Origin of the sequence: Flavobacterium cucumis (assembly GCF_900148835.1) — a bacterium.
In the GTDB taxonomy this organism is placed as follows: Bacteria; Bacteroidota; Bacteroidia; order Flavobacteriales; family Flavobacteriaceae; genus Flavobacterium; species Flavobacterium cucumis.
In genome coordinates this window covers 41,005-52,642 of sequence record NZ_FRYK01000007.1, presented here as the reverse complement: position 1 = coordinate 52,642, position 11,638 = coordinate 41,005, and the positions used below count along the sequence as shown (strand labels likewise).

Below are 11,638 nucleotides of genomic sequence, written 5' to 3'. Positions count from 1 at the left end.
CCTCGCTTAAAAGTACTTAAACGAGGTCGGAATTTTATATTTTTTGTCCCGATCCTTCGGGATATTTTAAAAAATGGTAGTTGTGCAACAGTTACCGCTGTTACAAGCAGTATTTTTAGAATTCTTCGTTTAAATATTTTTCAATTTCACTTTCGTCTTTTAAATCAATTACGACTGTTAAGTCCCAATCGTTTAATAGTAAGTTCAGTTCATCGCCAATTTTCCATAATACACTTTTCAGTTTGTTTTTAGTTTCATCATTTTTATGGAATCTAAAACCGTCAACCCAAAAATCATGAACTAAATTGTCTTTTAAGGAAACGAAAATTTGAGCACTATCATAAACATAAGCAAAAGTATTTTCACATTTCCATTTTTCCGAACCATAACCTTCATAAACTTCTGTTATCTTTTCAAGACCTAGTGTTAAAAGAATTTTATCAAGTTCTTCAAAATCTATTTTCTTGTCAGCTATTGTTTTGGGACTTTCATCTCTTATATAAATATCTGTGAATCCATGTCCATCAAAATTTTCTTTAGAAAAGTTTTCAATCTTTTGATTTTCACTTTTCAGATATTCTTTATTTTCCCGAGGCAAAAATTCAACTTGATTGAAAGTGTCTTCGTGAAAATAAACTCCAGTTTCATTTTCTTCGATTACGTTCTGCTGTATTTTTTTTCTTCTAAATATGTCGAATATGCTCATCGTATGTATATTGCTTGTAACTAGTAAATATCACCAAATATATACAACTTTTTTAAACCTTAATAGTAATAATTTCATCAATTCTTGTTGTGTAAGACTTTGATAATTTTTCTTGTTTCATTTTCCATTGTCTGCCTAGGGATTGGTTGGCGAACTTGATTTTGTTTTTGCCGTAGGCTCTATTAAGTTTATCAACTACTGACATTAATGGTTGATGTTTTGGATTTGAGGTGTTGAATAATGATAATTGGGTTTGGTCGTTTGGTGTTAAACCCATTACTATTACGCCTGCTTTTTTGTAATTATAACCTTCTTTGAAAATTGCTTTTAAACCAATTTGTGCATATTTGTTTAACTCGATTGTTGAGTTTGTTGGGAAATCGGTATTGATTACTATGTTTCTTGAGTATTGTGGTTGGTCCTTTCTGAAATAATTGGTGTGTAGAAAAACCATTATCATGTTGCAATGACTGTTTTGTTTTCTTAGTTTTTCGGCACAGGAAGTTGTGAACGTTGCAATGCGTTCAGAAACATCTTCCATTTTAGTCATTGGTTTTTCAAACGATCTTGTAGTAGCAATCATTTTTTTACTTTTTGGAGTTTCTAAATCCAATGTTGGTTTTCCTTCTAATTCGTGTTTTAATCTCAACCCTACAACTGCCATTTCTTTTCTAACCCAATCATCGTGTAATTGTGTGAATTGATATGCATTAAAAACATTTACTGCTTGTAAGCGTTTTGCGTGTTTTCTTCCAATACCCCAAACATCTTCAATTTTAGTCCATTTAAGGGCTTTTATTCTCTTTTCTTCATTGTCTATTATATAGACACTTTTGGTTCGTTCTGGGAACTTCTTTGCTATTTTATTGGCTACTTTTGCTAATGCTTTTGTTGGTGCAAATCCTACACTGATTGGAATACCTGTATTTTTAGTTACGGTTCTTTGAATCTTAATTCCGTACTCTTCCAGGTTAAAGAATTCAAAACCTTCGAATTTTAGAAAAGCTTCGTCAATACTATAGACTTCTATTTCCGGTGTGTAGGTTGCAAGGATGTTCATTACTCTGCTGCTCATATCACCATACAAGGCATAGTTTGAAGAATAGACAAATACATTATTGTCTTCGAATAGTTTTTTGAATTCGAATGCAGGAGCTCCCATTGGAATGCCTAATGCTTTAGCTTCGTTAGAACGCGCAATAACACAACCATCATTATTGGAAAGTATTACTACTGGTTTCCCAATTAAATGTGGTTCGAATACTCTTTGACAAGAGGCGTAAAAGTTATTGCAGTCTACTAAGGCAAACATTCTTTTTGAGTGATTAGTAATTAGTGAATAGTGATTAGTCTTTTTTGAACTTTGTTCAAAAGGATAGCCTACTATGTAGGAGATACTTTGGCAAGCTCAGTATGACAAATTGCGGTTAAAATGTTTTAATGCTATGGATTACGATTCCCCAAATCATTAGTTCGTTTTCTTCTGTAACTTTTATGGGTTTGTAGTCTTCATTTTCGGCAATTAACCAAACTATGTCGTTTTCTTTTTTGATTCTTTTTACTGTAAAATCTCCATCTATTTGACAAATAGCAATTTTACCATCCTGTGGTTCTAAGCTTTTATCAATGATTAGTAAATCGCCATCGAAAATACCTGCATTCTTCATGGAATCCCCTTTTACTTTAGCGAAAAAAGTACTGTCTTTATGTTTTATTAATTCTCTATTTAAGTCGATTGTTAGCTCAATAAAGTCATCTGCAGGAGAAGGGAAACCGGCACTAATACCTACATCAACATATGGTAGTTCCAATTCTGTTGAGAAATCTGGTGCATAAAAATCGAACACCTTTGTATTATGTAAATTTTTTAATTTCATTATTAAACAAAATTAGGTAAGTATTGTAATAGAAAATAGTAATATTGAAAAAATAGTTATTAACCCTTCGACAAAGCTCAGAATGAAGTAATAGAAACCAGGAATGCCTGATCGCTTCAAAAAATTCTATATATGAGTACTAAAATAGAAAACCGGCATCTGATAGTTTTTTTACTCTATGCTCAAATGTTCCAATCTTCTTACGAGTGATTCCAAAGACATCAAAAAATGCGTCTAAAAATGGTTTTGCATCGGCTTCTTCATTAGTTGTATCTTTCCATTCTTTAGAAAACTTAACTGCTCTGTCTTTTATCTCATTCCAGCTTAACGCCATTTGTATTTTGTTTTAATTGTAGTATAATTCCCAAACATAACGAAAAAAAAGGGTATTTACAACCCGTAAAAATTCCTGATTTTGAAACCAGGTAAAAATACATAGGAAATTACAACAGCTAAGGTAAAAAAAGGGATTGAGATAAAAATGAGGAAAACCGTACAGAAGTTAGTTTTCTGTACGGTTTTCCTCATTCGAAGAAAATTTTTAGTTTTCTGCTGTAGTTGATTTTTGCAAGGTAGTCAATGAATTCTGGGAGTTCGGATAGTGAGAGTAAGCCGTTTGTGTTTCTTGGTAGTGGTTTGAAGTGGACTTCTTTTATGTGTTTTTTGAAGTTTACTTCTCCGAGTGTAAAATAAAGCAAAAAAGATAAATTGAATTTTTCCAGAGATTCTGGTACATAAATTATCAAAACCACTTTTTTGGTTGCTGTGTTGTAATCTTCTAATTTGATGAAGACTTGTTGCATTGCAATTGAAATAAAAGAAGGCAAAATGTGCTTATTGTCTGGAGCTATTGGTTTGATAAAAGTATGGATTGTAAAGTGTTCTAATTTAGGAGCTGCATCGCCCAATGCGATTACTTTTGGAAATAGTTTTTTATATCCTAATGCCGAAATCATGATGTGTAATTTATTAACTTGATTCGGGACTTCATAAATAATAATTTCTATTCTTTTTGAGATATAGTTGAGGTTTCTTTGGATGTGAAAGAAAACTTCTTCTTTGTTGATTTCCAGTTTGCAAGCGTTGTAGATGGCTTGTTCGTTGTCTTGGAACCAGTTCCAGAAATTTTGGATGGTTTTTATTTGGCGAGGGTTTAATTGTTTGTTCATTTTTTTGGATTTTACGTTGCACTTGGTTGGCACGCGGATGAAGCGGATTTTCAAGCGCGGGTTTGACGGATTTTTTTGTTGTCTGTTGTAGGTTGTCTGGGTGGTTTTAAGCTGCGCTTAAAAGGTTTGGACTACTGGGTAGTTTAGGTTTTACCACATAGGAACATAGGTTTTGTTTTTAGGCGTTTTACTTTGGTTAGGACGTTTAGCTGTTTAAGCTGCGCTTAAAAGGGAAAGCCTGCTTTACAGGAGATTCCTAGTTTCACTCGGAATGACACAATCATTTTCATTATCATTGAAAATTTTATCTTTTATCCCTGGATTCATTGCTGAAGGTGATTAGGTTGAACATAGATCTCATCCTTGAGCGGAGGCGGTTGCCGTAGAGGGCTTCGATTTCGCTGGCGGATAGGTTAGTGGTGATGTGGGTGATGGATTGATTTTGAACGAAGTCTTCGTAGCGTGAAATGATAATTTCTGCCATGACGTTGAGGTCGTTGCCGTAATGTTTGATGTTTTGTTCGGCTCCTAAGTCGTCAAAACAGTAGCCGGTTAAACGTGATTGTGTGTGTTCTTTTTGGGTGTAATGATGAAGTGATTCGAAGCCGTTTTTTGCGAATTCGAAAGATATTTCTCTACACGTCTTGATTTTGTAGTCGTGTTTGTGGTAAAAAAATGGTCGAATTAACGCCATAATTGACGTTTTCCCGCAACCAATTGGTCCCGACAATAAAATACCTTTATTGAGGTCTAAATTGAGCTCTAAAGCCTTTTTTTCGTCTCGAATGGCATAAATTACCAATTTGAGAATGGTTTGGTGGTCGATGGCTTCAATTTTGAAGTAACGTCCGTAGATGATTTTGCCTTGGTACTCGATGTAGTTTAAGCACCAATTGAAGTTGTAGACTTTGATTCCGTTTTGAATAACGAAAGTGTCTTTGACGGTGTTAAAGTGCTTCTCCATAGTTTTTTTGATTTGTTACGTGGAGGAGTTTTGGGTTTAAATTGATTGTTTTGGGTTCTGTTTGAGCTGAAGCATTAGTTTTATTTTCAAACTTTCTTGCGTTGAGCATCCAATTTCTTGCTGCAGCTTTCCAGTCTTTCATTTTGGTTCTGCCACCGACTAACCAGCCGTTGCTCTCGAAGTAATTGAAAAAGCGTTGTGCTTCGATTTCGGGAAAGTTTTTTTCAAGGAAGTAGATTTGGGTTTCTTCCTGAGTGGGTTTTGAAAATTTTGAAAGAAGCTTCTCGACTGAGTTTATGGAAACAGAAGAATCATTTGAAAAATTCTTTTTCTTTTTTTCGCGCAACTTTTTTTGACAACTTTTTTCAGTTTGTTTTTTATCGGTGTTGTCGAATGCAAGCATTTCTTTTTCATTTTCAATTTTTAAATCCGATTCTTGAACCTCATCAAAAATTGAATTTGTAAAAATTGATTTTTTTTCATTTTTTGAAATTTCTTGCTTAGCTAAGTTTATAATGTTTGTATTGTTTATATTGTTTATATAAGGTACATGTTTAGAGCTTGTTTGATGCTTGTTTAGAGCTTGTTTAGTAACCTGTTCATTAACCTGTTCAATGACTTGGTTATTTTTTGACTTGGTTGCACGCTTTTTTAGTTCTTTTTTTGGAACTGGTTTGGTGTAAAAATCCAACTTGCAGACTTCCAAAATTGACCCTTTGAACGGGTTGAATGATGGTTTGTAAATCACGTATTCTCTATCCGTTAAATCCTTCATGCATTTGTGATAGGTTGCTGTAGATGCAATTTTGCTAATACGCATAAGTTCGTCTCGTGAAATGCTAATTGGATTTTGAAAGCGGTTTTGGTTCCATAATTGGAATATGGCCATGTAGAGGCTTATGTGGGTGGGGTTGAGGTCGTAATCGGCGCTTACTTTTTCGAAGAAGCCGGTTAGGTGTTTTATATAATTCATGGTTTTAATGTTTCAAGTTTCAGGTTTCAAGTTTCAGGTTGTGGTTTTAAGCTGCGCTTAAAAGGTTTGGACTACTGTGTAGTTTAGGTTTTACCACATAGAAACATAGGTTTTGTTTTTAGGTGTTTTACTTTGCATAGGTTGTATAGTTGGCTTGAACTTTGTTCAAGGGTTAACCTACTCTGTAGGAGATACTTTGGCAAGCGCAGAATGACAACTTTGTGTGTGCGATTTGCAGGTGCCGTTGCAGGTGTTTATGTTTTCGTTCATATTACTTCTCAAGCATTTTTACGATGTCTTCGTAGTTGTAGTAGATGATGCCGCCGATGCGTTTGTATTTTAGCGTTCCGTTGATGCGGAGGTTTTGAAGGGTCCCTGGAGAGATGTTTAGGAGTTTTCGAACCTCGGTTGATTTTAGCCATTGTTTGGTTGGGGTTTCGCTAGTTTTTACGTTTTTGATTTCGTTTAGAAGTAGATTGCCTAAGTTTAGTAAATCTCTTTTGGTTACTACTTGGTGGTTTAGTAGTTCGATGTTTTCTGCTTCTGGAAACAGAACTTTGTGATTGAAGTTCATTTTGTTTTGTTTTAAAAATTATTAGGGCAAAACAAGTGGATTTGAATAAGAATGTTTCCCAAGTTGGTACCAACTTGGGAACGATTTTTATGCATTTTTGATGAAAATTGTACTTTTTGGTTCGAAATAGGTTGGTTTTTTTAAAAAAAAGTATCAAGTTGGATTTTAAAAATGGTGTTTTACTCTTGAATGAAATTGTCTTAATTTCTGATTTATCTTAATTTATACATTTAGGTCTTCTTAAATTTGAATAAGCTGTATGATGTTGGTTGATTTTCGAATTTCAGATTTGGTGTTTGGAGGAATTTTGATCGGTAAAATGTGGTTTATTGGAACTGTTATTTTAAAAAGAAAAGTTCCCAAGTTTGTACCAACTTGGGAACGATTTTTACTGTTATATTGTGGGAAAAGGTAGTTTTATTTCATGTCACTTTCAATTTTATCGTCTAATGCATAAAGTAGTTGGTAAATAAAACGCTTTGGTTCAGTTTTTCGGTTTTTAATATCGATGAAGCTTCGTGTGATGTTTTCGCCTAAGTCGATTTGGAATGCTTTTTCAAAAACATTGGTGATTTCTTTGATGTCGGCTTGTCCATTGTCGAATACTTTTGCTTCGTGTAGCGCATAAATTAGTTCGATTAAATCTATTTTTTTGGCTGTCCAGTGTAGGTTGGATTGGAGTTGGTTTGAATTTATGGTACAGGATTGGTTGAGGTTGTCAATTCGGTTTTCGATATGAAGTGTTAGTAATTCATAAGCCAGAACCTCTGCTACTAAGAAGTCGTGTGAGGTGCAAAGTTTAGCATCATGATTGATGATTATGCAATCGGTGAGGAATAGATCTCTATACATTTTCCTGGAAAAGTAGAGTTCATCAAAATGCGTGGATTGGCTTTTGATGTATTTTATAAATTCTCTATTCTTCCTGTTGAAATGTCGGATTGCTTCAAGCTTTTTTTCGTAGTGCTTTACTTTTTTGTTTTTTTCTACTGGTAGTGTGGCTACTAAAAACAATAATTCTTTGTAGAAGATCAGTTTGGCAACAATGTTGGGTTTTATTTCTTTAAAAAATTTGATTTCGTCTTGAATGGAATCGAAAGTGTGTGTTTTTAACCAGTCTGTTAGCTGTAATAATATATTATCTATAAAAATGATAATCTTTTTAGCTTTTTCTACTTCGCTAGTATTTGAATTTAATATTTGTGCGAGCTCGTGTTCAAAATCTACCAAAGAGTTGTTTTTTATAGCAGTAATCATAAAAAAAATAGATTTTAGTTTGCCAAAATAAACTAAAATCTATTAATGGATTTGCTAATAAAATACTAAAAATATTACAATTTTATTTAAATTTTTAGCAATTTATTGATTTGCTTTGGGTTTGCGTATTAGCATTGAATTTAGCTTTCAATATTTGCATATCCTCACTGATTTTCTTGTCTAAAATCTTAGCGTAATGTTGTGTTGTTTTTAGGTTTGTATGCCCCAACATTTTACTTACGGTTTCGATTGGAACTCCGTTGCTCAATGTTACAGTTGTTGCAAAAGTGTGTCGCGCTATATGGAATGTTAGTTCTTTGTTGATTCCGCATACATCAGCAATTTCTTTTAAGTAAGCGTTCATTTTTTGATTAGAAAATATCGGAAGTAATTTATCTTCATTTTTACAAACTGGATGATTAGCATATTTATTCAAGATATATTGAGCTGTTGGAAGTAATGGAATTTTGGAATTCGTATCGGTTTTTTGTCGGTTTTTGTTTATCCATTTATCGCCATCGATACCTAATACAATGTTGTCCTTTGAAAGTTGTTTGACATCAATGTAAGCTAATCCCGTAAAGCAGCTGAATATGAAAATATCGCGTACCAATTCTAGACGATCCGATACCAATTCTTTTTCCATCAAATCTTGAATTTCTTGTTCTGTAAGGAATTCACGAACTACTTCTTTGACTTTTGCTTTATAATTTGCGAATGGGTCCTTATTTAGCCATCCATTGGCCAAGCAAATGTTTATAATCTTGTGGAAGTTTTTAATATACTTTACAGCTGTATTGTTCGCACACTTTCTTTCTGTACGAAGATAAAATTCATACTCGGTAATAAAAGCATGATCTATTTTCTCAATATCAATATCAGAAACTCTGTATTTCCATTGAAGAAATTCTTTAGTATGTTTTAAAGATGTTTCATAACGTTCTAGTGTTCCTGGAGCGTACTCGCTTCCAACCAGTTCTTTAATTTTTCGGTTGTGTTCTGTGAAGATTGGGATTAGTAGGCGTTCGCGTTCTTTGATGCCCAAGTACTCATTTTTGAAATTTTCAAAATTTAAAGTTTCGTTTTTGATTAATAATTGTTTTTCTATCTCGAAAACATGCATTCTTAATAGTTCAAGATGATTGTTTATCAAACGAGCTTCTTCTGAATTACCTTTTAAACGTGATGTTTCTGTACTCCATTTTTCAGGTAGTACATATTTTCCGGTACTCTTGTCGATACGCTTTCCTTCGACTGTAATACGGATAAAAATTGGCACAAGTCCGTTGCTGTTGATTTTTGCTCTTTTAATGTAAAAAAGCACATTTACTGTTGCATTCATTTTTGGTAACCTTTAGTGTTAATTAAATTTCGAAAAACTAACATCAAAAGTCAAGATGTTTAAAAGCTAAACAGCCTATAAATACTGGCTATTACGACTATCGAGGGGTACATTTTTTTATAAAATTAAAGTACCCCTTTTAGTACTCCTACATTTTGATTAAAAATGAATAAAATGATAAAGTGGTAAAAGAAAAAACCCTTTAAATACAAAGATTTAAAGGGTTTTGATTTAATTTGCTTTCCAGCTGGCGGAGAAAGAGGGATTCGAACCCCCGGACCTGTTACAGTCAACAGTTTTCAAGACTGCCGCATTCGACCACTCTGCCATTTCTCCAATAAGTCGCGCAGTCATTTCCTGATTGCGAGTGCAAATATAGAACGAATTTTTGTTTCTGCAAATGTTTTTAAAAGAAAATAAGAAAAAAAATAGGTCTAAAGATTCTGATTTTTATAAATATTTGAATATCAATAGTTGTTTGGGTCGGGTGCTGAATAAAATATTTTAAAAATAGCAACTATTATCTTGTATTATCTATGTTTACTAATAAAACAGCAATTGTTTTTCCATACTATCAAAGACTTAACCTTTACTTATATTTTTTCATTTAAAAATTTTAAAAATAATGCCTGATCCTCTTTGTTTGAAATTTTAGCTAAATTTTCTACTTTGTTTCTGTACTCTTGATTCTTAAGTAATCTTCTAATGTTATCTCTTCCATATTTGGTAAACTGCCATTTGTGATGTATCGTTGTCTTAAATAATAAGGAAATTACTTCCTCATCATATGGATTTATTTGCAATAACAATTCTAAAGCATTTTGCCTCACCGAACTTTCGTAGTTTTCAGATGCAAAATCCAACAATTGGTTATACGAATTTGATTTTATGTCTTCCGTTAGCTTTTCAGTATTCATTGCTAAAGCCAACCAAGTAAGGCGGAAACTTTTATCGTTATTTCCAATGATTTCTTTCGTTTGTTCTAAATAGCGCAAATGATCTTCAGGAAAATTTTGCCATAGATTGAGCAATGCAATTTCTTTGGTTTGATAGGAAGCATCATACAATAACGTCTCGTATTGTGATTTAAAAGCCTCTGGAATTATCGGTGTTGATTCGGCAACAGCTCTTCGTACTAAAATATTATTTGTAGCCAAAGCGGTTTCTAAAATCACTTTACGCTCTTCAAATGGTACATTTTGTGTTTGATATACAATGTGCTGTTTGATAGGGTAATAGGCATCGGATTTCAGAATTTCAGTTAATTCGCCTAATGATTTCTTACTTTTCTTTACAGCAAAATAGTTTTGAAGGAATTGGTTTTTAAACAAATATTTTTGTGCGATTTCCATTTCAAATCCGGGTTTTTCCAACCAGACTTTTTTAAAATGCTCCACATCATAATTCGAAACTTCTTTTATAATTTTTAAAAAATCATCCGTGTTTACATTCTTATATTGGTATTTCTTCAAATATTTTTTAACTGCTTTCTGAAAATTCTTGACTCCTATATCTTCACGCATCACATGTAAGGCCCAAGCCCCTTTTTTATAAAACGATAACGAGCTCGCTTTTTCATTCATTACTGGAATTGTATCGGTTTTGGAAGCGCGTTTTAATTGTTCGGCATAATCATTTAATTCTTCATAGAAATAATTATCTCCAAATAAATGACGTTCTGCCAATAATGCGTAATAAGTAGCAAAACCTTCTTGCAACCAATGGTGTTTTCCAGACTGAGCCGTAATCAAATCGCCAAACCATTGATGGGCTAATTCGTGTGCGTTGACGTTCACATAGTTTCTATCGTTAAATCCTATTTCATCCACTACAAAATCTTGTGCAAAAATCGTAGAAGTTGTATTCTCCATTCCCGCATATAAAAAGTCCCGCACCGGAATTTGTCGGTAAATACCCCAAGGGTATTTTACGCCAATTTCTTGCTCCAAATAATCAAACATTTCTTTGGAATAACGATACGTAGGTTCAAATTTGGAAACATCCTTTTTGTTTAGGAAAAATTCTAAGGGTGTACCTGATTTAGTTCTCGCCGTTTGCTTTTCAAAATTCCCAATGGCTAACATAACTAAATAAGAAGACATTGGTTTTTTCATTTCAAAAGAGTAATGATCAATGTACATTACATCTGGTTTTTTCTTTGGTAAACCATTAGAAATAATCTTAAAAATTGGATTTACATCTGTTACAGTAATATTAAAAATCACTTTTTCATTCACATCATCAAAACTAGGTAACCAATGGCTGGTGTAGCGTCCTTGACCTTGTGTCCAAATTTGTAAATTTTCATGATAACCCGTAAAATAAAGGGTTTGTTTCGGTTTTACTGAATAACTGAAAGTTAGCTTATTTTTTCCTTTTTTAAATCCTTCAAACAAATCCAATGTTTTTCCTGAATTCTTGTATTGTACAGATTTTCCGTTAATCATAACTCTTGAAAATTCCATATTCTTCGCATCAATTTTAATAGTATCAATGGCATTTTTCACTTTAAATTCATAAGTAACATCACCATAAATTGATTTTTCTGAGGCATTTGGAGAAACTGATGCATCACATTTGATAAAATCAACTTTATCTGTTTGTTGGGCAAAAGATATAGTAATTAAAAAAAAAGCTAAAAGAATACGAAACATCTTGATGGATTTTAATAATGTACGAATATAAACATTTTCAATTTCACAGATTTTAAATTAACAAATTATCAACTATCTTCGCTTTTGAATCCACACATAAGTACAGACAAGTCGCGACTTGT

General features: G+C 33.0%; 11 protein-coding genes and 1 tRNA gene. All 12 read right to left on the bottom strand.

The genetic code is table 11. From position 1 onward, the window contains the following. Nucleotides 1-115: 115 nt before the first annotated feature. Nucleotides 116-706: a hypothetical protein gene (locus BUE95_RS13215; RefSeq protein WP_073585294.1), complete on the bottom strand. Its 591-nt coding sequence runs from the start codon at nucleotides 704-706 to the stop codon at nucleotides 116-118. 52 nt (nucleotides 707-758) lie between these two features. Beyond that, on the bottom strand, nucleotides 759-2,018 hold the full coding sequence (locus BUE95_RS13210) for a Y-family DNA polymerase (protein ID WP_073585292.1): 1,260 nt from the start codon (nucleotides 2,016-2,018) through the stop codon (nucleotides 759-761). Between the two features lie 115 nt (nucleotides 2,019-2,133). Then, a complete protein-coding gene (locus BUE95_RS13205; protein WP_073585290.1) occupies nucleotides 2,134-2,583 on the bottom strand; it encodes a LexA family protein in 450 nt (149 codons plus the stop codon). Between the two features lie 139 nt (nucleotides 2,584-2,722). Continuing rightward, nucleotides 2,723-2,917, bottom strand: a complete 195-nt coding sequence (locus tag BUE95_RS13200) for a type IIL restriction-modification enzyme MmeI (protein WP_200778627.1) — start codon at nucleotides 2,915-2,917, stop codon at nucleotides 2,723-2,725. 190 nt (nucleotides 2,918-3,107) lie between these two features. Continuing rightward, nucleotides 3,108-3,752 carry a hypothetical protein gene (locus BUE95_RS13195; protein ID WP_073585288.1) on the bottom strand — a complete coding sequence of 215 codons (645 nt, stop codon included), beginning with the start codon at nucleotides 3,750-3,752 and terminating at the stop codon, nucleotides 3,108-3,110. 304 nt (nucleotides 3,753-4,056) lie between these two features. After that, entirely contained in the window at nucleotides 4,057-4,716 is a 660-nt protein-coding gene (locus BUE95_RS13190) for an ATPase (RefSeq protein WP_073585286.1), read from the bottom strand. Continuing rightward, nucleotides 4,700-5,689, bottom strand: coding sequence for a hypothetical protein (locus BUE95_RS13185; protein ID WP_073585284.1), 990 nt, complete (start codon nucleotides 5,687-5,689; stop codon nucleotides 4,700-4,702). Before BUE95_RS13185 ends, BUE95_RS13190 begins: the two co-directional genes overlap by 17 nt. Before the next feature lie 271 nt (nucleotides 5,690-5,960). Beyond that, nucleotides 5,961-6,263, bottom strand: a complete 303-nt coding sequence (locus tag BUE95_RS13180; RefSeq protein ID WP_073585282.1) for a helix-turn-helix domain-containing protein — start codon at nucleotides 6,261-6,263, stop codon at nucleotides 5,961-5,963. Between the two features lie 417 nt (nucleotides 6,264-6,680). Continuing rightward, nucleotides 6,681-7,520, bottom strand: a complete 840-nt coding sequence (locus tag BUE95_RS13175; RefSeq protein WP_073585280.1) for an RteC domain-containing protein — start codon at nucleotides 7,518-7,520, stop codon at nucleotides 6,681-6,683. Between the two features lie 94 nt (nucleotides 7,521-7,614). Next, on the bottom strand, nucleotides 7,615-8,862 hold the full coding sequence (locus tag BUE95_RS13170) for a site-specific integrase (RefSeq protein WP_073585278.1): 1,248 nt from the start codon (nucleotides 8,860-8,862) through the stop codon (nucleotides 7,615-7,617). Between the two features lie 248 nt (nucleotides 8,863-9,110). Next, nucleotides 9,111-9,198 (bottom strand) — tRNA-Ser (locus BUE95_RS13165). A 257-nt stretch (nucleotides 9,199-9,455) separates the two neighbouring features. Then, entirely contained in the window at nucleotides 9,456-11,516 is a 2,061-nt protein-coding gene (locus BUE95_RS13160) for a M1 family metallopeptidase (RefSeq protein ID WP_073585276.1), read from the bottom strand. Nucleotides 11,517-11,638: the final 122 nt, after the last annotated feature.

Bases quoted from the DNA above. Each gene is read 5' to 3' on its own strand.
- BUE95_RS13190 (WP_073585286.1), bottom strand. From the start codon at position 4,716: ATGGAGAAGCACTTTAACACCGTCAAAGACACTTTCGTTATTCAAAAC.
- BUE95_RS13185 (WP_073585284.1), bottom strand. From the start codon at position 5,689: ATGAATTATATAAAACACCTAACCGGCTTCTTCGAAAAAGTAAGCGCC.
- BUE95_RS13180 (WP_073585282.1), bottom strand. From the start codon at position 6,263: ATGAACTTCAATCACAAAGTTCTGTTTCCAGAAGCAGAAAACATCGAA.
- BUE95_RS13175 (WP_073585280.1), bottom strand. From the start codon at position 7,520: ATGATTACTGCTATAAAAAACAACTCTTTGGTAGATTTTGAACACGAG.
- BUE95_RS13215 (WP_073585294.1), bottom strand. From the start codon at position 706: ATGAGCATATTCGACATATTTAGAAGAAAAAAAATACAGCAGAACGTA.
- BUE95_RS13195 (WP_073585288.1), bottom strand. From the start codon at position 3,752: ATGAACAAACAATTAAACCCTCGCCAAATAAAAACCATCCAAAATTTC.
- BUE95_RS13170 (WP_073585278.1), bottom strand. From the start codon at position 8,862: ATGAATGCAACAGTAAATGTGCTTTTTTACATTAAAAGAGCAAAAATC.
- BUE95_RS13205 (WP_073585290.1), bottom strand. From the start codon at position 2,583: ATGAAATTAAAAAATTTACATAATACAAAGGTGTTCGATTTTTATGCA.
- BUE95_RS13160 (WP_073585276.1), bottom strand. From the start codon at position 11,516: ATGTTTCGTATTCTTTTAGCTTTTTTTTTAATTACTATATCTTTTGCC.
- BUE95_RS13210 (WP_073585292.1), bottom strand. From the start codon at position 2,018: ATGTTTGCCTTAGTAGACTGCAATAACTTTTACGCCTCTTGTCAAAGA.
- BUE95_RS13200 (WP_200778627.1), bottom strand. From the start codon at position 2,917: ATGGCGTTAAGCTGGAATGAGATAAAAGACAGAGCAGTTAAGTTTTCT.